27 protein-coding genes and 2 tRNA genes are annotated in these 24,968 nt (G+C 64.9%); 17 read left to right on the plus strand and 12 right to left on the minus strand.

Annotated elements, in window-relative coordinates; all coding sequences use genetic code 11:
- Positions 1-21 precede the first annotated feature (21 nt).
- The 4 genes from VB672_RS02850 to VB672_RS02865 all read left to right on the plus strand — a co-directional run bounded on the left by VB672_RS02850 (position 22) and on the right by VB672_RS02865 (position 3,733).
- A complete protein-coding gene (locus VB672_RS02850; RefSeq protein ID WP_329782658.1) occupies positions 22-789 on the plus strand; it encodes a sugar phosphate isomerase/epimerase family protein in 768 nt (255 codons plus the stop codon).
- Between the two features lie 5 nt (positions 790-794).
- Positions 795-1,970, plus strand: a complete 1,176-nt coding sequence (locus VB672_RS02855) for a Gfo/Idh/MocA family protein (RefSeq protein WP_329782659.1) — start codon at positions 795-797, stop codon at positions 1,968-1,970.
- Between the two features lie 30 nt (positions 1,971-2,000).
- A complete protein-coding gene (locus tag VB672_RS02860) occupies positions 2,001-2,645 on the plus strand; it encodes a ThuA domain-containing protein (RefSeq protein WP_329782660.1) in 645 nt (214 codons plus the stop codon).
- A gap of 101 nt (positions 2,646-2,746) precedes the next feature.
- Complete coding sequence (locus VB672_RS02865; protein WP_329782661.1) at positions 2,747-3,733, plus strand: ketopantoate reductase family protein; 987 nt, start codon at positions 2,747-2,749, stop codon at positions 3,731-3,733.
- A 7-nt stretch (positions 3,734-3,740) separates the two neighbouring features.
- On the opposite strand, the gene VB672_RS02870 is transcribed toward VB672_RS02865, so the two are convergent.
- A complete protein-coding gene (locus VB672_RS02870) occupies positions 3,741-4,868 on the minus strand; it encodes a Kelch repeat-containing protein (RefSeq protein WP_329782662.1) in 1,128 nt (375 codons plus the stop codon).
- A 197-nt stretch (positions 4,869-5,065) separates the two neighbouring features.
- On the opposite strand from VB672_RS02870, the gene VB672_RS02875 reads away from it, so the two are divergent.
- The 3 genes from VB672_RS02875 to VB672_RS02885 all read left to right on the plus strand — a co-directional run bounded on the left by VB672_RS02875 (position 5,066) and on the right by VB672_RS02885 (position 8,124).
- A complete protein-coding gene (locus VB672_RS02875) occupies positions 5,066-6,403 on the plus strand; it encodes an NAD(P)H-dependent oxidoreductase (protein ID WP_329782663.1) in 1,338 nt (445 codons plus the stop codon).
- An 82-nt stretch (positions 6,404-6,485) separates the two neighbouring features.
- Complete coding sequence (locus tag VB672_RS02880; RefSeq protein WP_329782664.1) at positions 6,486-7,505, plus strand: aldo/keto reductase; 1,020 nt, start codon at positions 6,486-6,488, stop codon at positions 7,503-7,505.
- Between the two features lie 181 nt (positions 7,506-7,686).
- On the plus strand, positions 7,687-8,124 hold the full coding sequence (locus VB672_RS02885) for a DoxX family protein (protein WP_329782665.1): 438 nt from the start codon (positions 7,687-7,689) through the stop codon (positions 8,122-8,124).
- 114 nt (positions 8,125-8,238) lie between these two features.
- Here the strand turns inward: VB672_RS02885 and VB672_RS02890 are convergent, their stop codons facing one another.
- A complete protein-coding gene (locus VB672_RS02890) occupies positions 8,239-9,126 on the minus strand; it encodes a LysR substrate-binding domain-containing protein (RefSeq protein WP_329782666.1) in 888 nt (295 codons plus the stop codon).
- Positions 9,127-9,559: 433 nt separating this feature from the next.
- Positions 9,560-9,634, minus strand: a tRNA-Gln gene (locus tag VB672_RS02895).
- Between the two features lie 148 nt (positions 9,635-9,782).
- On the opposite strand from VB672_RS02895, the gene VB672_RS02900 reads away from it, so the two are divergent.
- Both VB672_RS02900 and VB672_RS02905 read left to right on the plus strand, forming a co-directional pair.
- A tRNA-Pro gene (locus VB672_RS02900) sits at positions 9,783-9,859 on the plus strand.
- A gap of 328 nt (positions 9,860-10,187) precedes the next feature.
- The gene (locus VB672_RS02905; RefSeq protein WP_329782667.1) at positions 10,188-10,553 is read left to right on the plus strand and encodes a hypothetical protein; all 366 of its coding nucleotides are present in this window, start codon (positions 10,188-10,190) and stop codon (positions 10,551-10,553) included.
- Between the two features lie 20 nt (positions 10,554-10,573).
- On the opposite strand, the gene VB672_RS02910 is transcribed toward VB672_RS02905, so the two are convergent.
- The gene (locus VB672_RS02910) at positions 10,574-10,897 is read right to left on the minus strand and encodes a hypothetical protein (protein WP_329782668.1); all 324 of its coding nucleotides are present in this window, start codon (positions 10,895-10,897) and stop codon (positions 10,574-10,576) included.
- A gap of 612 nt (positions 10,898-11,509) precedes the next feature.
- Between VB672_RS02910 and VB672_RS02915 the strand changes: the two genes are divergently transcribed.
- Positions 11,510-11,917 (plus strand): DoxX family protein, encoded by a 408-nt coding sequence (locus tag VB672_RS02915; RefSeq protein ID WP_329782669.1) that lies wholly within the window; start codon positions 11,510-11,512, stop codon positions 11,915-11,917.
- A 56-nt stretch (positions 11,918-11,973) separates the two neighbouring features.
- Here VB672_RS02915 and VB672_RS02920 read toward each other — a convergent pair whose 3' ends face one another.
- Complete coding sequence (locus VB672_RS02920; RefSeq protein ID WP_329782670.1) at positions 11,974-12,660, minus strand: hypothetical protein; 687 nt, start codon at positions 12,658-12,660, stop codon at positions 11,974-11,976.
- A gap of 81 nt (positions 12,661-12,741) precedes the next feature.
- On the opposite strand from VB672_RS02920, the gene VB672_RS02925 reads away from it, so the two are divergent.
- Positions 12,742-13,125 (plus strand): hypothetical protein, encoded by a 384-nt coding sequence (locus tag VB672_RS02925; protein ID WP_329782671.1) that lies wholly within the window; start codon positions 12,742-12,744, stop codon positions 13,123-13,125.
- A gap of 75 nt (positions 13,126-13,200) precedes the next feature.
- On the opposite strand, the gene VB672_RS02930 is transcribed toward VB672_RS02925, so the two are convergent.
- Entirely contained in the window at positions 13,201-13,809 is a 609-nt protein-coding gene (locus VB672_RS02930; protein ID WP_329782672.1) for a biotin transporter BioY, read from the minus strand.
- A 213-nt stretch (positions 13,810-14,022) separates the two neighbouring features.
- Here VB672_RS02930 and VB672_RS02935 point away from each other — a divergent pair, with 213 nt between their 5' ends.
- Complete coding sequence (locus VB672_RS02935) at positions 14,023-14,934, plus strand: MBL fold metallo-hydrolase (RefSeq protein WP_329782673.1); 912 nt, start codon at positions 14,023-14,025, stop codon at positions 14,932-14,934.
- Positions 14,935-15,028: 94 nt separating this feature from the next.
- On the opposite strand, the gene VB672_RS02940 is transcribed toward VB672_RS02935, so the two are convergent.
- The 3 genes from VB672_RS02940 to VB672_RS02950 are packed head-to-tail and all read right to left on the minus strand — an operon-like array spanning position 15,029 to position 18,116.
- Positions 15,029-15,808, minus strand: a complete 780-nt coding sequence (locus VB672_RS02940; protein WP_329782674.1) for a DUF1499 domain-containing protein — start codon at positions 15,806-15,808, stop codon at positions 15,029-15,031.
- Positions 15,808-16,887, minus strand: a complete 1,080-nt coding sequence (locus VB672_RS02945; protein WP_329782675.1) for a M48 family metallopeptidase — start codon at positions 16,885-16,887, stop codon at positions 15,808-15,810. The genes VB672_RS02940 and VB672_RS02945 overlap by 1 nt, the downstream gene beginning before the upstream one ends.
- Before the next feature lie 8 nt (positions 16,888-16,895).
- On the minus strand, positions 16,896-18,116 hold the full coding sequence (locus VB672_RS02950) for a DUF898 family protein (RefSeq protein WP_329782676.1): 1,221 nt from the start codon (positions 18,114-18,116) through the stop codon (positions 16,896-16,898).
- A gap of 196 nt (positions 18,117-18,312) precedes the next feature.
- Between VB672_RS02950 and VB672_RS02955 the strand changes: the two genes are divergently transcribed.
- From VB672_RS02955 to VB672_RS02970, 4 genes are all read left to right on the plus strand, one after another.
- A complete protein-coding gene (locus VB672_RS02955; protein ID WP_329782677.1) occupies positions 18,313-18,801 on the plus strand; it encodes a MarR family winged helix-turn-helix transcriptional regulator in 489 nt (162 codons plus the stop codon).
- An 8-nt stretch (positions 18,802-18,809) separates the two neighbouring features.
- Positions 18,810-19,655, plus strand: coding sequence for a patatin-like phospholipase family protein (locus VB672_RS02960; protein ID WP_329782678.1), 846 nt, complete (start codon positions 18,810-18,812; stop codon positions 19,653-19,655).
- 58 nt (positions 19,656-19,713) lie between these two features.
- Positions 19,714-20,169, plus strand: coding sequence for a DoxX family protein (locus tag VB672_RS02965; RefSeq protein ID WP_329782679.1), 456 nt, complete (start codon positions 19,714-19,716; stop codon positions 20,167-20,169).
- Between the two features lie 133 nt (positions 20,170-20,302).
- Positions 20,303-20,491, plus strand: a complete 189-nt coding sequence (locus VB672_RS02970; protein WP_329782680.1) for a hypothetical protein — start codon at positions 20,303-20,305, stop codon at positions 20,489-20,491.
- 71 nt (positions 20,492-20,562) lie between these two features.
- Here VB672_RS02970 and VB672_RS02975 read toward each other — a convergent pair whose 3' ends face one another.
- Positions 20,563-21,150, minus strand: coding sequence for a L,D-transpeptidase (locus tag VB672_RS02975; protein ID WP_329782681.1), 588 nt, complete (start codon positions 21,148-21,150; stop codon positions 20,563-20,565).
- Positions 21,151-21,347: 197 nt separating this feature from the next.
- Between VB672_RS02975 and VB672_RS02980 the strand changes: the two genes are divergently transcribed.
- A complete protein-coding gene (locus VB672_RS02980; RefSeq protein WP_329782682.1) occupies positions 21,348-22,289 on the plus strand; it encodes a histone deacetylase family protein in 942 nt (313 codons plus the stop codon).
- 77 nt (positions 22,290-22,366) lie between these two features.
- Here VB672_RS02980 and ribB read toward each other — a convergent pair whose 3' ends face one another.
- The gene (ribB, locus tag VB672_RS02985; protein WP_329782683.1) at positions 22,367-23,656 is read right to left on the minus strand and encodes a 3,4-dihydroxy-2-butanone-4-phosphate synthase; all 1,290 of its coding nucleotides are present in this window, start codon (positions 23,654-23,656) and stop codon (positions 22,367-22,369) included.
- Positions 23,657-23,828: 172 nt separating this feature from the next.
- Complete coding sequence (aroC, locus tag VB672_RS02990; RefSeq protein ID WP_329782684.1) at positions 23,829-24,944, minus strand: chorismate synthase; 1,116 nt, start codon at positions 24,942-24,944, stop codon at positions 23,829-23,831.
- Between the last annotated feature and the right edge of the window lie 24 nt (positions 24,945-24,968).

The following is a 24,968-nucleotide window of genomic DNA, read 5'->3' on the forward strand; positions in this document are numbered from 1 at the left end:
ATTCCGAACCCTGAGGACCCCATGAGCGTCACGGACATTCTTTCCATTCAACTCTACACCTTGCGATCCCTGGAGGATCTCGACCTGATCCTCGATACGGTCGCCGATGCCGGCTATCGCCATGTCGAGACGGTCGGCTCGCATCTCGACCGGGCGTCGGAGGTCCGCACGAAACTCGATGCTCGCGGTCTCAAGGCCTCGTCCAGCCATGTCAGCATGGCGGCCCTGCGCGACAAGCCCGATGCGATCGTCGAGGCATGCCGGACTCTCGGCCTCACCCATCTCTACATGCCGGCCGTTCCGCCCGAGGAGCGCGACATGGCCGCCGATGGCTGGCGTTCCCTCGGCCTTGAACTGGGGCAGATCGCGGAGCGCTTTCAGGCGCAAGGCATTCGGCTCGGCTATCACAACCATCACTGGGAGCTGAAGCCGAAGGACGGCACGAAGACGGCTCTCGAGCTGATTTTCGAGGCTGCGGGCTCGAGCCCCCTGGCCTGGCAGGCCGACGTGGCTTGGCTCGTGCGCGGCGATGCCGATCCCAAGGAATGGATTGACCGCTACCGCAGCAGGATCACGGCCGCTCACGTGAAGGACATCGCACCTGCAGGGCAGAACGAGGATCAGGACGGCTGGGCCGATGTCGGCGCGGGCACCTTGAACTGGCGCGAGCTGTGGCGCGTGTGCCGCGATGCCGGCGCCGAATGGATGGTGGTCGAGCACGACAAGCCGGCAGCTCCGGCCGAGACCGCCCGCAACAGCTTCGCCTTCCTGCGCACGATCGAGGATTAAGGATCATGAACTCCCTCAACGTCGGCATCATCGGATGCGGCAACATCTCAGGCATCTACCTCCAGAACATCCCCGCCTATCGCGGCCTCACCCTCCGTGCCTGCGCGGACATGAGACCGGAGGTGGCGCAGGCGCAGGCGAGCCGGCATGGCATCGAGGCCCTGACCGTCGACGAGTTGCTCGCCCGTGACGACATCGACCTCGTGGTCAACCTCACCGTGCCGGCCGCCCATTTCGGCGTCTCGCTCGCGGCGCTCACCGCCGGCAAGCACGTCTTCTCGGAAAAGCCCCTGGCGGTCGATTTCGAGCAGGGCCGCCGCCTCGTCGACGAGGCGGAAGCGCGCGGCCTTCACCTCGGCTGCGCCCCGGACACCTTCCTCGGCGCCGGCGGGCGCCTCGCCCGCAACCTCGTCGACGAGGGCAAGATCGGGCACATCCTGTCCGGAACGGCGTTCCTCATGTCCCACGGCATGGAGCACTGGCATCCGGATCCGGAATTCTTCTTCAAGCCCGGCGGCGGCCCGATCCTCGATATGGCCCCGTATTACCTGAGCGCCCTCGTCAATCTCATCGGTCCGGTCCAGCGCGTCCTCGCCATGTCGAGCATCGGGTATCCCGAGCGCATCGTCACCTCCGAATCGCCGCGCAAGGGCCAGCGGATCGCGGTCGAGACGCCGACTCACGTGATGTCGCTCCTCGAGTTCGCCTCCGGCGCGCAGGTGACATTCTGCATGAGCTGGGATGTGTGGAAGCACAGCCATCCGGCCATCGAGATCTACGGCTCGGAAGGGTCGCTGCGGGTGCCGGATCCGAACTTCTTCGGCGGCCACGTGGAGATCACCGAGCGCAGCGGCGACTGGCGCGCCGTCGATTCGAGCGAGATGCCGCTGGGTTCTCCCAACTGGCGCTCGCCCAATTGGGCTCCCGAGATTCCAAACAAAGCGAACTATCGCGCACTGGGCCTCGCCGATCTCGCGAGCGCCGTTTTGAACGGCACCCCGCACCGCTCGAGCGGCCGCCTCGGCCTGCACGTTCTGGAGGTCATGCACTCCATCCTCGAAGGAGCGGCCACCGGGCAGCCTCGGGCGATCACGACCACCCTTGAGCGGCCGGCCGTTCTGGAGGACGCCGATGCGGCGATTCTCTGGAAGGGTCTGCCGGAGACGGCTTCCGCCGCCTGAGATCGATCGAAGCGACAGAAAGAACGAACGATGCGCGAAGCACTCATCGTGTGGGGCGGCTGGCACGGCCATGAGCCGGAGCAATGCTCCACGATCGTGGCCGGCCTGCTGCGGGACGAGGGTTTCCAGGTGCACCTGGAGAACTCGACCCGCGCCTTTGCCAGCCCTCAGCTCTCCACGATGAGCCTCATCGTGCCGATCTACACCATGTCGAAGATCGAGAAGGACGAGGTGGCGAACCTCTCTCAGGCCATCCGCGACGGCACCGGCCTCGCGGGCTTTCACGGCGGCATGGGCGATGCCTTCCGCGAGGCGGTCGAGTACCAGTTCATGTGCGGCGGCCAATGGGTGGCCCATCCGGGCAACATCATCGATTATCGTGTGAAGGTCACTCGGCCCGATGATCCGGTGATGGACGGAATTCAGGACTTCGACTATCACTCCGAGCAGTACTACATGCATGTGGATCCGTCGAACGAGGTCCTGGCCACGACGACTTTCTCGGGCGAGCACGCATCCTGGATCGAAGGCGTCGTCATGCCGGTCGTCTGGAAACGCCGCCACGGCCAGGGCCGCGTATTCTACAGCTCCCTCGGACACGTGGCGAAGGAATTCGACGTGCCCGAGATGCGCACCATCCTGAGGCGCGGCATGGTGTGGGCGGCGAGGGACTGATGCAGGCCGCTTTCTCAATGCTGGAAGAAGCGGAATATCGTGCCTAAAGATGGTACCGGGGTCGCTTTGCCCTCCCGACCAGCTTTAAAGCGAGGAACATCATGCGGATCATAGTCTATGGCGTCGGCGCGATCGGCGGGACCGTAGCCGCGGCCCTTGCGCTCTCGGATCAGGAGGTGATCGGCATTGCCCGTGGCTCCCATCTCGACGCTATTCAGACCGATGGACTGCTTCTGCGCACTCCGGAGAAGACCGAGCGGGTACGATTTCCCTGCGTATCGGATCCCACCGAGATCGATTTCCGTTCCGACGATGCCGTCCTGCTGACGATGAAAACACAGGACACGCTTGCTGCGCTGGAACGCCTGCGTGCTGCCGGCGTTGCGGAGCAGGCCATCTTCTGCGTTCAGAACGGCGTGACCAACGAGCGATTGGCCCTTCGCCTCTTTCCGGAGGTGCATGGGGTGACCGTGATGATGCCGGCCGCGATCTCAGGCCCCGGGGAAATCGGCGCTTTCTCCGTGCCGCGTCACGGCATCTTCGACATTGGGCGCTACCCGGGTGGCAGCAACGCGCACGACACGGCCCTCGCCCAAGCTCTGGAGACCGCAAACATCGCGGCCTTCGTTTCGCCGGATGTAATGCAGAGCAAATACGGCAAGCTGCTTCTCAACCTGAGCAACATCCTGCAGGCCGCGCTCGGCCTGGATGCCGATTGCAAGCATCTCGAAGCGCTGCTTCGGGCCGAGGCGGAAACCGTCTACAAGGCGGCCGGAATCCCGTGGCTCGATGTAGGCGCGGCCGATGCCCGCAGGGCCCAGCTGATGCAGCAGAGGCAGATCGCCGGAATCGAGCGCTTGGGCAGCTCCACGACACAGAGCCTTGCGCGCGGCGCCGGATCGATCGAGACGGATTATCTCAACGGCGAGATCGTGCTGCTTGGGCGCCTTCACGGTGTACCGGTTCCGGCGAACACCTATTTCACGGAACTTGGAGCCCGCATGGCGCGGGAAGGGCTCAAGCCGGGGGCGGTTTCGGTCGCCCAGGCCGAGGCGGACCTATCGGCTTTCGGTGCATTGCAGCGGTGACGATCCATCAGGTTAGCGTGAAGGCTTCGTGCACGGCGGACTGGACCGAGCCGCCCAGGACAGCACCGCCGCCAGCCACATAGATCCAGTCTCCGATGACGGTTGCTCCGACTGCATGCCGCGGTGTCGTCATCGGCGCGTGGTGCTGCCATGTATCGCTGCCAGGATCGTAGCTTTCCATCTGGCCGAACACCTTCGCTTGGATCGGCCTTCCCTGCTCGATACGCCCCGCCTCGCCGCCCATGGCGAAGAGCCGGTTCCTGTAGACCACCAGCCCGTGTCCGGAACGGGCGGTCGGCAGCGGCGCCCGCTCCTCCCAGGTGTCCTTGGTCGGCAGATACACATGATGCAGGTTGGTGTTGTACTCGAAGGTGTTGAAGCGCCCGCCGATGACGTGGATGACGCCGTTATGTGCGACACAGCCCACATGATCCCGCGCCCCGGGCAAGGCCTTGGCCTGGGTCCAGCGGTCGGCCTGCGGATCATAGATCTCGTGCCAGCCGACGCTGGCCCTCTCGGCAACCGGTAGCGACGCGCCGCCGATCAGATGAATCCTGCCGTCGAGCACCACGGCCGCAGCCGCGCCGCGGGGGCGAGGCAGTGGTGCAATCGGCGACCACCGGTCCGCCGCCGGATCGTAGACATAAGCGTTCTGATCGGGATTGCGGTTCTGCTCGATGAAGCCACCCAGGGCATAGACCCGCCCGGCATCGGCCGCGACCGCCACATGGTTGGCGCCGCGCGGCAATGGGGCGGCGTTGAACCAGCGGTCGGAGGCCGGATCGTAGACGTGGTGATAGGCGCGGTCGACCCGCCCCTCCCCGTAGCCGCCGATGATATGCATGCGGTCGTTGAGAACCGTCGCCCAGGCCATCTCGCTGCGCGGGATCGGCAACGCTGCACGAGAGACCCATCGCCCCTGCTGCGGGCCGGCAGGAGCCGGGCTGTCGGTCACACGCTGGGCTTCCTGTTCGGGCGTCAGGTGATGCGGCACGCCTCCCTGCAGGCGGGCATAGGGATCCGGCGAAGGCGCGGCCTCGGGCAGCGGCGTGCTGTGCCCTGTATGCTGAGCCGAGGCGCGGGAGCCCCCGAGAACAGTTAACCCGGCAAGTGCGATGAAGCGACGACGATCCATGTCCGAACTCGTGCGATGTGACCCGCCGATAGTCGCGGAGAGCGATCATCGTGACAAGGAAACACGCGGCCGGTCCGATCAAGTTTCCGAGACCGAGAGGCTTCCGACGCGCACACCAGGATGACGCTCATTGACTTGCATCCTCGCAGCCTTGAGCCTGACCGGACACGAAAACACGGTACCGGAGTTCGAACGCCATGAACCTGTCTGCGCTGCTCCGTCAACGACACGACGCCGGTCGCCCCGTCCGCGTGGCGCTCATCGGCGCCGGCAAGTTCGGCTCGATGTTCCTCGCCCAGGTGCCGACCATTGCCGGACTCGAGGCTGCCATGATCGCCGATCTCGATCCGGACCGGGCGCGGGAGGCATGCCGGACCGTAGGCTGGGACGAGGCGAGGATCGCCGGCACGCGCTTTTCCACGGACGGAACCGATGCCTGCACCGCCGGGGACGTGGAAGTGGTGATCGAGGCGACCGGCCACCCGGAGGCGGGAATCAGGCACGCGCTTGCTGCCATCGAGGCCGGCAAGCACATCGTCATGGTCAATGTGGAGGCCGATGTCCTGGCGGGTCCCCTGCTAGCCGCGAAGGCGCGGGAGCGGGGCGTCGTCTACTCGATGGCCTATGGCGACCAGCCGGCGCTCGTGTCCGAGATGGTGGATTGGGCCCGCGCCGCCGGGTTCACGGTTGCAGCAGCGGGCAAGGGAACGAAATACCTTCCGGTCTATCACACGGTCACGCCGGACGACGTCTGGGCGCATTACGGCCTGACGCCGGAGCAGGCCAAGGCGGCGGGCATGAATCCGCAGATGTTCAATTCCTTTCTCGACGGCACCAAATCCGCCATCGAGATGGCCGCCATCGCCAATGCATGCGACCTCCACGTGCCGGAGGACGGCCTGCGCTTCCCGCCCTGCGGCGTCGACGATCTCGCGCATGTCCTGCGTCCGCGGGCTGTCGGAGGTCAGCTCGATCAGGACGGCATGGTGGAGGTGGTGTCCTCCCTGGAACGCGACGGCAGGCCGGTGTTCCGGGATCTGCGCTGGGGTGTCTACGTGGTGCTCAAGGCTCCCAACGATTACGCGGCCGCGTGCTTCAAGCAATATGGCCTTCCCACGGATGCGACCGGCCGTTACGCGGCGATGTACAAGCCTTTCCATCTGATCGGCCTGGAATTGTCGATCTCGGTTCTGAGCGCCGCCCTGCGCGGCGAACCGACGGGCTCGTGCCGTACCTGGCGCGGCGATACGGTGGCGGTCGCCAAGCGCGACCTCAAGGCTGGAGACAACCTCGATGGCGAAGGCGGCTACACGGTCTATGGACGGCTGGCGCCTGCCGAGCGCAGCAAGGCCGAACGCATGCTGCCCATCGGCCTCGCCCACGGAATCCGCCTGACGCGCGATGTCGCCGCGGGCTCCGTGGTGACGGAAGACGACGTTGATCTCGATCCTGCCCGGCTCGCCGTTCAAATCCGGCGCGAGATGTGCAGCCGCTTTGGCGTTCAGGAGAATCGACAGGACTCTCACCTCCGATGATGAGTGGCCTTCATGACCGTCATCCATGGAGATGTCGGGCAATCACCCTATCTTCCGACGCGCAAAGATGATGGAGCTTCGCATGGACTACCGCAATTTGGGCCGGTGCGGCCTCAAAGTCTCGCCGATCTGCCTCGGTACGATGATGTTCGGCGGACCGACCGACGAAGCTCTCTCGGCGCACATCATTGCAAAGGCGCATGAGGCGGGTGTGAACTTCATCGACACGGCCGATGTCTACAACGAAGGCCGTTCCGAGGAAGTCACCGGTCGCGCGATCAATCCTCATCGCTCCCACTGGGTGCTCGCCACGAAGGTTGCTAATCCGACCGGGCAAGGCCCCAGCGAGCGCGGCCTCTCGCGCCGACGCATCATGGAGGCCGCGGAGGCGAGCCTGCGGCGCCTCGGCACGGACTGGATCGACATCTACTACCTCCACAGAGAGGACCATGGGACGCCACTGGCGGAGACGGTGCGCGCCATGGGCGATCTCGTGCGCCAGGGCAAGATCCGGTATTTCGGCGTCTCGAATCATCGCGCCTGGCGCGTGGCCGAGATCTGCCGTCTCTGCGACGATCTCGGCATCGACCGCCCGGTGGTGAGCCAGCCCTATTACAACGCCATGAACCGGATGCCGGAGGTCGAGCACCTGCCGGCCTGCGATTATTACGGCCTCGGCGTCGTGCCCTATTCCCCGCTCGCGCGCGGCGTGCTGACGGGCAAGTACAGCCCCGACGCTCCGCCGCCGGAGACGAGCCGCGCCGGCCGGCAGGACAACCGGATGATGCAGACCGAGTGGCGCCCGGAATCGCTTCGGATCGCTCAGGACATCAAGCGCCATGCGGAAGCTCGCGGCATCACCGCGGGCCAGTTCGCCGTGGGATGGGTTCTGAACAACCGCTTCATCACCGCGGTGATCGCAGGCCCGCGCACCGAGGAGCAATGGGACGATTACCTGGAATCGCTCGATTATCGTTTCACGGCCGAGGACGAAGCGCTCGTCGACAGCCTCGTTGCGACCGGCCATCCCTCGACGCCGGGCTACAACGATCCTGCTTACCCGATCGAAGGACGATCACCGCGGACATCCTCGCCCGACTAGGGCATCGGCGAGAGAGCTCGATGGGATTTGCTCATCTCTAGCAGGTCTGAGTTGAGCATTCAGCCAGGCGCGCTTCATTGCTAAATTGCAATGATGTTGATGCATGACGGTCTATTGCATTGCATTCATGAAAAGATCAGGTTCTCGGCACACGGACCACAGGGGTCCTGGAGACAAAATCATGATCGATACCCGCCTTGCTCCCTATGGTGCCTTTGCCCTGCGTGCGGCTCTCGGCATCATGTTCATCGCCCATGCCTATCTGAAGATCGCCGTCTTCACGGTTCCGGGCTTTGCCGGCTTTCTCACCCAGGTCGGCTTTCCGGCATTCCTGGCATGGCCCATCATCCTCGCCGAGCTGATCGGCGGCCTTGCCATCCTGCTGGGTTTCTACGGGCGCGCTGTGTCCGTCGTTCTCCTGCCGGTTCTCCTGGGCGCGCTCCTCGTGCATGCCCCCAACGGCTGGGTGTTCAACGCCCCCAATGGCGGCTGGGAATATCCCGCCTTCCTGGCTCTCGCGGCCCTTGCCCATGCTCTCATCGGCGACGGTGCCTTCGCGGTAAAGCCTTTGGCCCTCGGCCTCGGCACGGCGACCCCGCTTCGCCCGCGGATCGGATAAGGCTGCGAGATAATCAGGAGCGGCCGTGCATGGTCGGCACGGCCGCTCATTCATGTGGCGATGAGATGGCGTCAGGCAGCATACCAACCTTGCCTGTCCAATGACCCGGCACGGTCAGGTCTCCATGCTGGCCAGTTCGGCCTTCAGCCAATCGTGGAAGGCCTTGACCGCCCGCGTCGGCGGCAAGGTTCGGGACGTGACGAACCAATAGGCGATGCCGGTGGCGTAGCGGTCCGGAAAGGGAGCCGTCAGGCGCCCGAACGAGAGGGCATCCCCGGCCAGAGTTTCCCACCCGAGAAACACCCCCTGCCCCGCGACGGCCGCGTCAAGGCAGAGCGACGCGTCCGAGAAGACCGGCCCGTTGCCGAGGATCGATTCATCGAGACCATTCGGGCCCAGCCAGGCGTTCCAGCCGAACATGGGCGTCGGCTCGCGGATGATGGGAACGCTGGCCAGATCCGCCGGCTTTCGAAGACTCTTGGCGAGCGATGGACTACAGACGGGAAAGATCAGCTGATCGATCAGCTTCTCGGCTTTCACATGGGGCCAGTTGCCCCAGCCGACCCGGATGCACACGTCCACATCGGACATACCCGGATCGACGAGCGCCACATCCGCGTCGATGCGGATGCGGATGTCGGGATATTGCTCGTGGAACCGCTTCAGGCGCCATACCAGCCATTTGCTCGCGAAGACAGGCGCGACGGACACCGTCAACACATCGTCGCGACGGCGTTCGGCGAGGGCGAGCCCGGCCGAAATTTCGGCGAATCCGGCGCTCAGATATTTTAGGATGTCCTGCCCGAATGGCGTCGGCTTCAGCCCCTTCGGCAGGCGCTCGAACAAGGGGCGTCCAAGCTGCTCCTCAGCCTTCAGGATCTGCTGGCTGACGGCCCCGATGGTGACGCCGAGTTCCTCGGCCGCGGCGCGAAGAGTACCCAGCCGGCCCGCCGCCTCCACGGCGCGCAGACCCGTAAGATGGAAGCGGCTCAGGTTTCTCATATAGTTTTTCTATATCCATTCGCAGAGAAAAACCATCCCGCGATGTCGAGGGAAGAGGCATCATGCAGAAATGTTAAACCTCCTCACCTTTGCAAAGCAGCTCTTCAACGCTTGTCCCCGGCTTCAGGACGTGGACGATCGCAACGACGATCCCCTGTCCCATCCGGCCCTCCAGCGCATGACACTTGAGCAATTGGCGGATTTGCCGTTTGACCGGACCCCTCGGACACTCGGATGCCATTCACCGCACGCCGCAGAGAAAGCTACGTCTTGTGAAATCTAAGACTTCGGAGAAGCGGGACGCGAGTTTGAATGAGTTCGTCTGGGCGACGGCGCTCATCGGCCTCGTAGACCGACCAGGGAGGCGACCGCTCTTCCCTGCAGGAAGAAGCCCGCGAGATTTGCGATGTGAGAAAACGATGGTGTTCGAGAGTGGCTGGGGCGCCAGGATTCGAACCTGGGAATGGCGGTACCAAAAACCGCTGCCTTACCGCTTGGCGACGCCCCAATAGGTGTGGCGTGTACATAATCGGCCCGATGGCGGCTGGCAACACCGTTTTGCGGGCGCAAATCTATCTGCAAGAAAGGCTCAATTCTCCCCTTGCGGCGCTCCCCCCTCGCCGCTATAAGACCGGCCTCCCGAGAATTTTCGGTGTCGGAGTGTAGCGCAGTCTGGTAGCGCACCACGTTCGGGACGTGGGGGTCGCAGGTTCAAATCCTGCCACTCCGACCATTACTTGCCGAAGATCATCCCTGCCTGACAGAATCGCTTCTGCCTCCGGCAGAGCCTCCAGAGCAGCCTTCCTCCTGCAATCGACACGAGCTCGCCACGGGATTGCTACTCGTCGCCTGGCGCGGTGCTCTCCGTTGCAGCCTCGGCGCTCCAGGTCCTTCGCACCCGATTTGCATTCGGCTCGCCAACAAAGTTGGCGGCAACCCTCTATTCAGATGGGGAGGGCAAAGCCGGCACCGTGTTACGGTGACAGAATAACGCTACGTCACAACAGGTCCGCGCCATGTCGTCCGCAACAAGGAAGCCCGCTCTTGCCGTGGCGCTCCTCATGATCCTCGCCGGTTGCCAAAGCCCCGGTCCGGTGTCCACGGCAGCTTCCTCTCAGCGCGCAAGCAGCGATGAGCCGGGATCGGCTTCCGCCAGGGTCCACGCCGAGCTGGAGGCCGAGGCACGCGCTCTCGGCACCGTTCAAGGCGTTGGTGCGATGGCGGCATCAATGGACAAAACCGGCGCAGCATCCATTCCGCTGCTGGTCGGCGTGAATGTATCTAATCAGGCTTTCAGTGCCAAAAGCCACGCTCGCATGAAGGCCGCGCAGGAAGAGGATCTGCAGGCGACCTACAGGAAGTATGGGATGAACCCTGATGGAACGCCGTCCGGCAAACCAGGGCCGGGCTCTGCTCGGGCCAACTAGCCGAGGGGTGACGACGCCCCTCAATGCGTCGAGAAGCGCCCGTCTTCCTGGTAGGTCTCGTAATGAAGGGTCTGGGCCGGGATCGCCTCGAGCTGACGCGGCGCCTTCGGCCAGTCCTGCGGGGCCTCGCTCGCCTGAGGCATGTATCGGGGACGGAAGCGGAGATCGACGAGGCTTCGCAGCTCCGGCGCGGCGAGATCCAGCACGTTCGCATCGCGCCAGCGGCGGTGCAGCTTGGTCTTGCCGAACATCCGGCTCCAGAATCCGGTCACCTCCTCCTCCACCTGAAGAACGATGCGGCCGGTCAAGGTTTTGCGAAGATTAAAGCGTCCCGTCAGAGCCATTCGACTCTCCTCACGTATCGATCTCTTCAAAAGAACGGAGCGCCAACGGTCCGGTTGCTGATCAAGAAGCCAACAAACCTGGCCTTGGCGCTCGCATAGAATCCATTCCTGCTAGCCAATGCCGTTGCGGAGCAAGGGTTCCGGCCCTTCCACTGTCGACGCGTTGTCGCATTCGCGATGTGCGTTGGGTCACAGCCTCGTGCCGCCTCAAGTAAAATAAGGCACTTCAAGCATTCGGTCAGCGGAGAGGACGATCAAATAAGAGGGAGTGGGACAGTATTTGTGATGATCTGGAGTGATAGCGCGCGGCGCGCCGGCACTCCCTTCAATTCTGGTGGGCGCGGCGCGGCTTGGAGGTGAGATCGATGGTGACGAGCTGCCCGGTCTTCGGATCGAGGATGGTCATGGAAGCCTCCTGTTCTGTTGGCGTAGGAGAAACGCCGATGCCGGGCTCGGGATCAAACCGTGTTGGGAACGTGGTAAGCAATTCGTTACCGGAAGCTTCGCCTTAAGGGGTGGGAATATCGAGGCCGACCTTGTATCGCAACGGCACTCATGGCGGAACCGGCCGAGCCGTCCGCTGAGCTTTCCCTGAAGCCTGGAGATCCCTTGATGAACACCACTCAGCTCGAGACCGTTTGGGCGCCGCGCCTTCTCAGCATCCTGCGCATCGTCGCCGCCCTCATCTTCATGGCGCATGGCACGCAGAAGCTTCTCGGCTTCCCGGTTTCTCCCAATCCCGCGCCCGCGGCCTTCAGCCTGTCCTGGATCGCCGGGGCTCTCGAACTCGTGGGCGGAGCGCTGCTGGTCCCTGGATTGTTCGTCCGTCCGGTCGCCTTCGTCCTCTCGGGCCTGATGGCCGCCGCCTACTGGATCGCCCATGCTCCGCGCAGCTTCTACCCCGTTCTGAACGGCGGCGACGCGGCCATCCTCTATTGCTTCGTGTTCCTGTTCATCGCCGCTGCCGGCGGCGGCGCATGGAGCCTGGATCGTATCCTGCGCATCGGCCGCACGGCCTGATCACGTTGGTTGAAGACGTGGAAGGCGAGCGGCATGTTCCGCCGCTCGCCTTCCTTCTATTCGGACCGCGTGCCCGTCGAGCGGCGAAGGCGCTCGTCCTGCACGTCGACATGGAGCGTGTGGTCGTCCACATCGTCGTCGAGGGGGATCGGCATGAGGTCCGTCATCAATCCCGTTGTCGTGGAAGCCGCAGCCCCGATGGGAGGAGCCGGAGACTCATCGGCCGCCCTCGCCTCTTCGCTCGGCTCGATCTCGCCCTCGTCGTCGAGAATCCGCACGACCCGGTCCATCTGCGCCTCGTCGACCTTCACGGTGACCAGCGCGCCGCCGCGGCGAACGCCCTCCGCATAATCCTGAGCCTCCTCGTCGCTCAATCCAGCATCGGCCAGGGCTCCCGCGAGACCGCCCACGGCAGCCCCGGCGCCGGCGCCCACGAGGGTCGAGACGAGCCATCCCGCAGCGATAACCGGCCCGAAGCCCGGAACCGCCACCGTGCCGAGCCCGGCCAGGAGACCGGCTCCCGCCCCGGCGACCGTGCCGGCCGCCGCCGTCGCTCCGGCGAATTCGTGCGACGTCCGGTCCTCGTCGAAGGAGCGCGTCGCGTGATGCGTATGGGCATCGTCGAAATTGTTGGACACGAGGCTGATCTCGAAATTCGGAAGACGGGCCGCCTCCAGCCGCTCCACCGCCCGCGCGGCTTCGTCGTAGGTGTCGAAGAAGGCGGAGATCCTGCGTTCGGCCATGGGAGCCCTCCCGTTCAAGCTGATCGTGGGGCTAATGAGCGGCTCGCCGGGCAGGTTCCCGCCCGGCCGGGGACGTTGCAGATGCGCGTCCATGCCGCCTTCCGGCACAGGACGTTTCTTGATACATTCAAACAAAAGGTGCCCGGAAAGGGCGAACGATGGGGGCTTCCCGCTATGCGACATATCCACCTGGATGACGGTTTGCGGCTGCGTTTTCCCGGCCGCAGCGAAGATTTCGATCAGGGCGTCGAGATCGGCATGATTGCCGTTCTGATGGACCAGGGTCTGAGCGAGTTCTCCCGCTGGATCGCGCGCTCGAACCTGAGCCAGGTCGAAGCCATCGCCAAGCAGATGGGCTATCGCATCGAGGAAAACGGCGGCGACGGGGAATGGGCGGACATTACCTTCCTCTACGGCACCGCGAAGGCCAAGCCCAAGCTGCGGCTGGTGCATTCGGTCGGCTGATCGCCACCGACCTGCTCCCAGACATGAAGAAGCCGCCCGAAGGCGGCTTCCGAAGGGCATGGGCTTGAGGCCCGATCAGGCCTTGCCGCCGCGGCGGGTCACGGACCAGGCGGCCTGCATCAGGGCCACGGCCAGGGCCGTCTTCACGAGGGTCGCGGCCACGAACGGAGCGGCGCCCACGGTCCAGGCCTTCGCAAAGGGCATCACCAGGGACAGCTGCGCCAGGCCGAAGGCGAAGATCACCGCATGGCCGATGGTCATCATCACGATGACCCGCGGCAGCGAACGGTCCCAGCCGCGCTCGGCCATGAAGCCCATCACGATTGCGGCGGCCAGGAAGCCGAAGAGGAAGCCGCCGGTCGGCCCCATCAGATAGCCGATGCCGGCGGTCGGGCCGGCGAAGACCGGCAGACCCATGGCGCCTTCAGCCAGGTAGAGAGCCACAGTCGCGCCGCCGAGGCGCCAACCGTAGGAGGCGCCGATGAGCAGAACGACCAGGGTCTGCAGCGTCATCGGGACGTAAGGCAGCGGCACCTGGACCTTGGCGGAAACTGTGAGAAGCGCCGTGCCGACGACCATCAGCACGAGGGCGCGAAGGGCAGCGAAGCGGGCATCGTCCCGGGACGGCCAGAGGAGGCCGACGAGGGTCGACGGAGAAGACAGCGAAGAGACGCCGGTCGTCATGAATTGAATCTCCAGATCGTTCCGCCATTCGCGCGGCGGCTCATCAAGCCTTATAGGGAGGTCCGGCCCGTGCCTCAAGCCGTGCATTCGGGCATTTCCCGGTACTGTGGACACCCATTGGTCCAATGGCCGAGAGGATAAAAACCTTGCAGGCGGTTTGCGGTCGGTTAGGAAGCGCCAGATGCCCGCAACCATCTCCATGAGGATTCCTGCATGGCCGACGATCTCACCTTCGACATCCGCCCACCGGCCCGGCCTGGGGAATGCGTCCGCGTGAGCCCCCTCGTCCGCCGAATCGTCGCCAACAATCCCGGGCCGATCACGTTCACGGGCACCTGCAGCTACATCGTCGGCTCAGGCAACGTCGCCATCATCGATCCGGGGCCCGATGTGCCCGGCCATATCGAGACGCTCCTCGATGCTGTGCGGGGCGAGACGGTGACCCATGTCCTCGTCACCCACACCCACAAGGACCACTCGCCCGCCGCCCGCGCCATCAAGAATGCCACGGGAGCCGAGATCGTCGGCTGCGCCCCCCATCACAGCGCGAGGCCCCTTGGCTCCGGCGAGGTCAATTCCCTGGAGGCCAGTTCCGACAGAGATTACACCCCAGACCGGGAACTGCGCGAGGGCGATGCCGTCGAGGGACCCGGCTGGACCCTGGAGGCGCTCGCCACGCCCGGGCACATGGCCAACCACCTCGCCTTCGTGCTGCCGGAGGAGAAGGCGCTGTTCTCCGGCGATCACGTGATGGCCTGGTCAACCACCGTGGTCGCGCCGCCCGACGGATCGATGAGCGCCTTCATGGACTCCCTCGACAAGCTGAAGGGCCGTGACGAGACCCTCTACTGGCCGGGTCATGGCGGCCCGGTGCAGGAGCCCCAGCGTTTCGTGCGCGCCCTCATCCACCATCGGCGCCAGCGCGAAGCCTCGATCCTCAACCGGCTGAAGGCCGGCGACCGGACCATCCCCGAGATCGTGGCGGCGATCTACCAGGGCCTGAACCCGGCCCTGGTCGGAGCTGCAGGACTTTCGGTCTTCGCGCATCTCGAAGATCTGGTGGCCAAGGGCCAAGCCGCGGTGGACGGCATCCCGGCCCTGGACAGCGAATACCGACTGGCTTGATCAGCGCAGGGAGAGGACCGAAGCGCCGCGCTCCACACCATCGGGATGGCCGGCACGAGGCCGGCCATGACGTGAGAGAGCTATGAAACGTCTCTTACCGCACTGCGATCGCCAGGTTGGATGCCTCTTCGAGGAAGTCGCGGATATGGCCCGCATTGGCACCCAGATCGTGGCCGCCGAAGCGCGAGGCCGAGCGGATGTCGATGCGCGTGCCGTCGACGCGCGGGCGGACCCGCACCGTGATGTCGCTCGGCATCTTGAGCAGGAGCGAACGGTCGACCGCCTCCAACCGTCCCAGTCCGACGCGCCCGCCGGGCGGCACGGCCTCAATCACCTGCCAGCCGAGATTCTGGGCCGCCTTCTGCACGATGCCGAAAGCCTCCTCCGGGCCGATATCCAGCGTGAGCGGCGCGATCTGCACGTAGGACGACCGTTGCATCTCGCGCGCCTCCGGCGAAACGTCAGGGGGCACGCGACCGTCACGGGCCTGAAGGGCGGCCCGCGAGCGCGAAAATGCGGGAGGGTCGTCCGTGTCGGTACTGACATCGGCGATCGGCGGCAAGGTTGCGGCCTTGAGCGCCAAGAAGCCCGGATAGGCGAGAACGAACGCCGCGAGAATGAGCCCCTTGATGGCGCTTCCCAGCCCCTGCCGGCCCTCCTGCCAGATCCGAATGAAGCCCATGAAGGACATGCCCACGGCCAGGAGCGCAATGGCGATGCCTGCGCCGAGCGCGATGAAGCCCGATTGATAGTCAATCCGATTGAAGCGGATCATCAGCACCGCCAGCACGGTCACGACGAGCGCAAACCATGCCAGCGTGGGAGACCACTTCGCCGGACGGGAGACCGGTTCTTCGATGATGAGACGGCGCATCAGGTCGTCTTACAAATCTCTTTGAGAGCGCGCCACTCCTCTTGGGTAAGAAGCGGCTCGCCGGGCTGGGATGGCACCTGTTTTTCCAAAGCTTTCAGCCGTTGGTCGGTGACGGGGTGGGTGGAGAGAAAAGCCGGGATCCTGAAATCGTTCCCGTCCTCCTCCTTGTCGCCCTCGATCCGCCTGAGCAGAAGGGCTACCGCGTGGGCCGGACGCCCCAGGGCCACCATGGTTCTTCCGGCGAAATCGTCAGCCGCTGTTTCCGCCTCGCGGGAATGGGCGCTGTCGACCAGATAGCGGCTGACGAACACGATGGCGCCGCCTCCCGTCACATCGCCGAACAAGAGCCCGAGCAGATAGGACGTGCCGCCCGCCTGGATCATTTTGCGCAAGCCGTCGCGATGCGCCACATGGCCCATTTCATGGGCCAGCACGCCGGCAATCTCGTCGACGGATTCCGCCTTGTCCAGAAGAGCCCTGAACAGATAGATCCGCCCGCCGGGCAGCGCGATGGCGTTCGGCACGCCGGAATCGAGCACCGCAACATCGACAGCAGGACCGCCCGGCCGCGCCTTTTGAAGACGCGCCACAAGCGACCTGAGAGCCGCGAGACCGCGCGGCTCCTCGCAGATGTTGCCCTTGAAGATCGCTCTCACCTGATTGTCGACGGCCGTGCCGAGACGGCGCTCGTAGGAGATCGGAACCAGCGGCGTCAGCCGCTCGGCCAGGATGGGAAGCAGCAGGAAGACGCAGAGAAGAATCGATATCGCCGCCGCCACAGACCAGACCAGGATCCGCCCTGTGCGTTCGCGCCGATCGGAATCGTCGAGATGCCGGCAGTTCAGCCGGATAGTGGCTTGGAGCTCTGCATCGGCGACATCAAGTCGTGCAAGGGAGGAGGCATCGCTGCGCGTGAGCCGCAGGATGCCGTCGGGCGCTTCCCGCTGCCTCACCTCTCCGGCCGGCCAGGACGCGATCCATTCGGAGCCCTCGTGAATGTCGATGACGGAGGCGGTGATGATCAGGGAAACCGCTCTTCGGCGGGCGCTTTCGCCGTCATAGAACACCGCATTCGCCATGTCCGACCTCATATGCCGACATTGAAGTCGAGCGCGTCGGCCAGTCCTTCTCCCAGAACGCCGGCCGGCTGGCCCGCTGCGACAGCCGCGTCGACGGACTGGAGATTGATGATCGTCGTTGAAGCCACGATCGCAGCCCACAGGCCGCGCCCGAGAAAGTAGCGCTGCAGGACGCCGAGTCCGAGCAGCGCGACGAGATAGCCGATGGCCACGAGAACGCCGGCCCCCACCGAAATCCAGGACAAGCCCTCTGCGGCCGCTATCGCCTCCTTGAAGACGCCGGCGAAGAGGAAGCCGAGGGCTCCGACCGCGATGCCGAACGTGAGCAGGAAGCCGAGCGACGAGAAGATCAGCTTGAAGAACAGGCCATAATAGGTGCCAGCCCGGAAGCTGCTTGCCGCCGCGACGTCACCGAAGCGCAGGCCGTCGATGTGCCAGCGCGTGAAGATCGCCAGCAAGAGCGGCAGGAGGGCCAAACCGATCAGGATCAACAGGAAGAGGGCGAGATGCAGCAGGACTTCGTGTTGTCCAAGCGAAAGTGTGGCAAGGACAATGGCAAGCAAGGCGCCGCCGGCTAGACCGGCGAGTCCAGCCACCCAGATCCACCACCCGCGCTTGAAAAGCGACCACCCCGTTCCGGCAAAATCGCCCTGGATGCTGCCGAAATACGTGTTGCGCATCCTGTAGCGTTCGAGGGAGGCCATCGCCCATGGCAGTGCGAGACCGAGGGTAAGAAGGGTCGCGAGATCCCACAGGACGGCCCGTAAGGCATAGGGCCAACCCGATCCCTTCATCCAGAACCGGATGCCGCGAAACACGGTGCGGCTCGCGCGGTACTTGCGGGCGCGATAGCTGCCGAAATGAGCCAGCACATACATGATGACGACCAGCGGCACGCTGGCGAATGCATATTGCTCCTCGAGAACGACACCGAGAATCGCGTAGGCGATGTAAAGCGGCGCCAGAACCGCCAGAGCGATGAGGAAGCCGATGAGCAGTTCCTTGGCCGTGCCGGTATACTCGAAAGCCTCGCCCTCGATCTGCGTATTGGCCCACAGGTGGCGGCGCACTTTGGTGATCAGCCAGAAGCGATAGAAGCCGAAGGTCGGTATTTGGAAAAGGCTTCCGGCAATCAGAAGCCTCAGAAACTCGCGGCCCTGTCCCGAGAAGGCCATCGGTGAGCTCTGCGGTGCGGGAAGCGGTTCATCGGCGCGGAGAGAGGCAGTCATGATCGAGCCTTCAGAGGAATACTATCCCGTACTTAGCATAGGGGCTCAACAATAGAACATATCGTCCTAAAAACTTCCCCCATCGCGTCGATCCCGAGCAATTTCTTGGTAAACGCCCGCCTCCCCTCGTCCACAGGGGTGACGGGCGAAATCGTTTCAATATAAACTATTGGCCTGTACCAGGAGTTCGAAGCCTTTGACGTCTCTTTCGCCAGCACCTGCCCCGGTCGAAACCGCCGATCCCTTGCGGATCTGGTTCCGCTTCATCCGCCTGAACCGCCGCGCCACCAATGCGGTCGCCGCGGAGCTGAAGGAATTGGGCCTGTCGATTCCCCAGTTCGACCTGCTCTCCACGCTGACGGAGCGCGAAGGCATGAGCCAGCAGGAACTGGCGGAACGGCTCTACGTGACCAAGGGCAACGTGTCTGGGCTTCTCGACCGCATGGTCGAGGCGGGTCTCGTCGAGCGACGTTCGATCCCCGGCGACCGGCGTTCCAATGCCCTGTACCTGACGGCGAAGGGGCGCGACCTCGCCAATCGCGGGATCGCCGCGCAGCGCGCCTATGTCATGCGCACGCTGGGAACGCTCCCGGCCCAGGATCTCGCCGATCTCGAGCGCATCGTTCTGGCCTGGCGCGAGCGGGCGCGGGCCGAGGAGGACACGCCGTCCGTCAAATCCCGATAGGATCATCGATGTTCGACGCGGTGGCATTCGCGGGCGGCGGCAACCGCTGCTACTGGCAGGGCGGCTTCTGGGAAGCGGCGGCTCCCCTGCTCGGTCTGAAGCCCGAGATGGTCGTTGGCGTGAGCGCGGGCGCCTGGTCGGCGTGCTACAGCCTGCTCGGGCTCGGACGGCAGGTGAACGAGATGGTGGCGGAGGGCTGCAGCCTGGGGCGCCGCAATTTCGAGTGGCGGGCCTGGCGCAGCGAGGGCTCGCCCTGGCCGGTCTCGCTCATGTATCGCAGCCTGATCGAAGCCATCATCGACGAGACCGCCCTGGAGCGCCTGAATCAGGGTCCGAGCGTCCTGATCGGGCTCGCCCGCAAGCCGCGCCGCCTGCCTCTCTCGCTTGCCGTTCCGCTGGGCATCGCCACCTACCAGATCGAGAAGAAGTGGCGCTCTCCCGTCCACCCGCGCGGCGGACGCGCTCTGGGCTTCCGTCCCGAATTCATCCGGGTGCAGGATCTCGCCTCGCCGGCGGAACTGTCCGCCGCCCTGATGGCGAGCGCCAGCGTGCCGCCCTTCATGCCGGTGGGCCTTGTGGGCGGCATGGCGGCGCTCGACGGAGGCCTCGTGGACAACGTGCCGACGGAGCCCTTGCTGCCGGTCGAGGCGCAGGGAGGCAGAACCCTGGTCATTCTCTCCCGTCTCTACCGCGCCTTCCCGAAGGTGAAGGGCCGCACCTATATCCAACCCTCCGAACCCGTGCCCATCGGCCAATTCGACATCACCAATCCGTCCGGCATCCGGAAGGCCTACGAGATGGGATTGAGGGACGGCGAGGCTTTCGCCAAAGGTGCGGGTGCGCACAGCCTGTAGCGAAGCTTGACCTTAGAAGCGTCCCCGCCTGACCGAACGTCAACAAGGGGAAGCTATCATGACACCACGCTGGATTAATGCGCTGCTCTCAAGCCGGGGAACGGAAATCGCCGCCCGAGTCCTGCTCACCTTTCCGTTCTGGGCCAGCGGGCTCATCAAGCTGCTGGATTTTCCGGGCGGCGTGGCGGAGATGCGCCACTTCGGCCTGGAACCGGCCTGGCTGTTCAACAGCCTCACGATTGTCGTTCAGCTGACCGGATCGGCCCTCATCATCGCCAACCGCTGGACCTGGCTCGGCGCCGGGGCGCTCGGCATCTTCACTTTCCTGACCATCCTGATCGTGCACGCCTTCTGGCGGCTCGAGGGCGAGCGGGCCATCACGGCGCTCCATACGGCCGGCGAGCATGTGGGCATGATCGGCGCGCTCGTCCTGGTCTCGATCCTGGCCCTGCGGCCGAGATCCCACGAGACACAGGAGCAGGCCGCGCCGGCCGCAGGAATGTTGCAGCGTTAAGGCTTCATTCACCTTGACTCGTTCATCTGCAGCCAAGCCAGCACATGATCACAGGTCTGCCCCAAAGCAGTCACAGGCAGCCGGATCATAAGGGCAGGTTGTCGAACCAGCCTGCATTTTCCAGAGAGGATCCATGACCCAGCACGCTTCCGACCGCGATCTCCGACGGGACGAACAGAACGCCGCCCGCTCCATCCCGGCCTTCAAGGCCGTCGCCCTGCCGGCCCTCGCGGCCGCCGTTCAGGCCGCCAAGGGGCAGCGGAACCGCCCGAAGATCTCCGAGCTTCCCGCGATCCTGCGCAAGGAAGCCGTGCTGGGCTGAGCAACCCTGATCCTGAAACGAGAAGAGCGCCCTTGAGGCGCTCTTTTCATGTTCCCTGCGTCTCGCTCGCGTCAGCGCACGATGACCTTGGCGTTGAGGGCGACGCGGTTGTAGAGATCGATCACGTCGATGTTGCGCATGCGGATGCAGCCCGAGGACACCGCATGGCCGATCTTCTCCGGCTCATTGGTGCCGTGGATGCGGTAGAGCGTGTCCTTGTTGCCCTCGTAGAGATACAGCGCCCGCGCGCCGAGCGGATTGTCAGGCCCGCCCTTCGTGTATTGGACGTGCGGCCACCGGGCCCGCATCTCGGCCGGCGGATGCCAATCGGGCCATTCCGCCTTGCGGGCGATGGTGGCCGTGCCGGTCCAGCCATAAGCCTCGTCGCCGACGGCGACGCCGTAGCGGATCGCCTTCCTATTCGGCTGAACGAGGTAGAGCTGGCGCTCCTTGGTATCGACCACGATCGTGCCCGGCGCCTCGCCGGTCGGATCGTCGATCATGTAACGCCCGAACCGGGGATCCTCCTCGGCCTTCGGAACCTGTGCCATCCACTCGGTATCCCGGGCCGAGACCTGGGGATCCGGGACGCCTTTGAAATTGCACCCGGCCAGAGCCGTGATCATTGCCAAAAGGAGGGGCAGACGGAAAAGGCGCATCGTGTATAGCTCTGCAGACTCAAGGCTTGGGGCGAGACAAAATTTCGTTTCAGGCCGGGTTATAGGCCGTGACGTCGTTAAGTCGAATCGAAACACACCATGGCACGGCTCCGCCTCGGAAAGTGTTGCATCGCAACAACATAGACAGCCGCTCGTGACGCTGCGACACTTGCGGCGCTCCTGATTAAAGAATGCCCATGTCCACGCTCTACATCGCCCATCCGGCCAGCCTCGATCACCAGACACCGCTTGGGCATCCCGAGCGGCCCGACCGCATCCGCGCCATCGAGCGTGCTTTGGAGAAGGAGCGGTTCACCTCCCTCGTTCGCGAGCAGGCGCCCATGGCCGAGATGGAAAGCCTCACCCTCGCGCATCCGCAAGAATACGTCGTCCGGCTGCGCGACATCAGCCCCCGAGAAGGGTTAGTCAGGATTGACGAGGATACGGTGATGTCGCCGGGCACCTACGAGGCGGCCCTGCGCGGCGCCGGCGGCGCGGTGATGGCGGTGGACGAGGTCATGTCGGGCCGCGCGACCAATGCCTTCGTGGCCATGCGGCCGCCGGGGCACCATGCCGAGCGTATCCGGGCCATGGGTTTCTGCTTCTTCAACAACGCGGCCATCGCGGCCCGACACGCTCAGAAGCGCCACGGCGCCGAGCGGGTCGCGATCTTCGACTGGGACGTCCACCACGGCAACGGCACGCAGGACATCTTCTGGTCGGATGCCAGCGTGCTCTATTGCTCGACCCACGAGGCTCCCCTGTATCCCGGGACCGGCGCCCTCTCGGAGACGGGCGAGCACGGCACCATCGTCAACGCGCCCCTGAACGCGGGCGACGGCAGCGAGGCGTTCCGGGATGCAGTCGACAACGTCATTGTGCCGCGCATCGATGCCTTCGCGCCTGACCTGATCATCATCTCGGCGGGCTTCGACGCCCATTGGCGCGATCCGCTCGCCAGCCTGAACCTGATGGAATCGGACTTCGCCTGGGCGACGCAGAAGCTGATGGATCTCGCCGACCGCCATTGCGGTCAGCGGATCGTGTCCGTTCTCGAAGGCGGCTACGATCTCGAAGGTCTGGCTAAATCGGCGGCCTTCCATCTCGACGCCCTTATGGGGCGCGAGACGGGGGCATAGGCAGGGTCTCGCCTATCGCGTCACGCCCTTCCGCTGTCATGGCTGGTGATGACGGAAGAGGTTTTAGGCAGCCGAACTCAGCACTCGATTGGCTCTTCGCTCAAAAGCTCGATCCCGAAGCCGGAAAGGCCCACATAGGACCGGCTCGAGGTCGCGAGATTGCGGATCGACGCAACACCGAGATCGCGCAGGATCTGGGCGCCGAGGCCGATCTCGCGCCACTGGCTGGAGCGCATGGCTTCCGAGCCCGCCTCCTCGTGTTCCGAGAAGGACGTGGTCGGCACGCCGGCGGTGCCGTCGCGGAGATAGACGAGAACGCCCCTGCCCTCCTTCACGAAGCGCTGCAAGGCTGCGTTCACCGTCCTGCCACCCTCGAACACGTCGGTGAGGGCATTGGCGCGATGCAGGCGCACGGGGATATTCGTGCCATCGCCGATGCGGCCATGGACGAGGGCGATGTGCTGCACGCTGTCGAAGGGCGTCGAATAGGCATAGCCCGTGAACGAGCCCCACTGGGTCTCCACCGGGAAGGTGGCGATGCGCTCCACGAGCTTTTCCCGCGCCTGACGGTAGGCGATGAGATCCGCCACCGAGATGCGTCTGAGGTTGTGCGTCTCGGCGAAGGCGTCGATCTGTGCGCCTTTCATCACCGTGCCGTCGTCGTTGGCGAGTTCACAGATCACCCCGACGGGCGGCAGGTTCGCGAGCTTGCACAGGTCGACCGCAGCCTCCGTGTGGCCCGAGCGCATCAGCACGCCGCCGTCCTTGGCGATGAGCGGGAAGACATGGCCGGGCCGCACGAAATCGGCCGCGCCCATATTGTTGTTGGCGAGCGCCCGCACGGTGTTGGAGCGCTGCTCGGCGGAGATACCCGTGGTCAGCCCGTGCTTCACGTCGACCGAGACGGTGAAGGCCGTGCCGAGCGGAGCGTCGTTCGAGGCCACCATCGGGTCGAGCCGCAGGCGGCGGGCCTCCGCCAGTGTGAGCGGCGCGCAGACGATCCCGCAGGTGTTGCGAATGATGAAGGCCATCTTCTCCGGCGTGCACAGGGAGGCGGCGACGATGAGATCGCCTTCGTTCTCGCGGTCGTCGTCGTCGGTGACGATGACGATTTCACCACGGGCGAAAGCCTCGATGGCTTCGGTGACGGAATGGGGCATCAAGGCCTCCTTGGCGGATTGGGGCAGAAAATCGTTGGGCGTGACGGCCCCCCGGGTTTCACGGGCAATCAATTCGGCCGTGTCCCGGGAGAGCCAGGCTTGGTCGTAATTGCACAGCTGTGTCACGGCGCCAGGGGTGACGCCGATCCGCCGCGCAAAGGCGACGCGGGATACACCATTGCGGGATAACCACTCGGCCAGTTTCATGCGGACGGCTTAGCCGAAATCGGGATTTTAGTAAAACTAAAATGCGCACTCCAGCCTTTGCAGAATTGCTGTCGCCGGGCGCCGGACAATCTTCCATGTCATCACCGGCCTTGTGCCTACGCTTTTCCTTATTCCTTCACCTGCAGATGAGGCTGATAGCGGCCGGATGATGTCACGCCTCGAACGGCCAGGAGGCTCCCTGCCCCACCTGCCCGCGGTGGCGCAGGAGATGGTCGGCAAGCACGCAGGCGACCATGGCCTCGCCGACCGGCACGGCCCGGATGCCCACGCAGGGATCGTGCCGGCCCTTGGTCCTCACCTCGGCCTCGGCGCCGGTGCGGGTGACGCTGGCGCGCGGGGTGAGAATCGACGAGGTCGGCTTCACGGCGAAACGGCACACCACCGGCTGACCGGTGGAGATGCCGCCGAGCACGCCGCCGGCGTGGTTCGACAGGAAAGTGGGCGCACCCTGGTTGCCGGGACGCATCTCGTCGGCGTTCTCCTCGCCGCGCAGGCTTGCGGCCGCGAAGCCGTCGCCGATCTCCACGCCCTTGACCGCGTTGATCGACATGAGGGCCGCGGCGAGATCGGAATCGAGCTTGCCGTAGATCGGCGCGCCGAGACCCGCCGGCACGCCCTCGGCCACGATTTCCAGGACCGCCCCGATAGAGGAGCCGTCCTTGCGCAGGCCGTCGAGATATTCCTCGTAGAACTGGGCCGCCTTCGCGTCCGGGCAGAAGAACGGGTTGCGCGCCACCTCGTCCCAATCCCAGTTGCCGCGGTCGATGACATGCGGCCCCATCTGCACGAGCGCGCCGCGGATGGTGATGCCGGGCAGCACCTTGCGGGCGATGGCGCCCGCGGCCACGCGCGCCGCCGTCTCGCGGGCCGAGGAGCGTCCGCCGCCGCGATAGTCGCGGATGCCGTACTTCACGTCATAGGTGAAATCCGCATGCCCCGGTCGGTAGGATTCCTTGATTTCCGAGTAATCCTTGGAGCGCTGGTCCACGTTCTCGATCATCAGCGCGATCGGCGTCCCGGTCGTCACCTGCCGGCCCGTGCGCTCGTCCATGAACACCCCGGACAGGATCTTCACCTGGTCCGGCTCCTGGCGCTGGGTGGTGAAGCGCGACTGGCCGGGGCGGCGGCGGTCGAGCTCCGCCTGGATCTCGGCGGCCTCGAGCGGGATCATGGGCGGGCAGCCGTCGACCACGCAGCCCAGGGCGGGCCCGTGGCTTTCGCCGAAGGTGGTGACGCGGAACAGGTGGCCGAACGTGTTGTGGGACATGGCGCTTCTTCGAGGTTCAACGCG

The organism is Microvirga sp. CF3016 (assembly GCF_036314085.1).
In the GTDB taxonomy this organism is placed as follows: Bacteria; Pseudomonadota; Alphaproteobacteria; order Rhizobiales; family Beijerinckiaceae; genus Microvirga.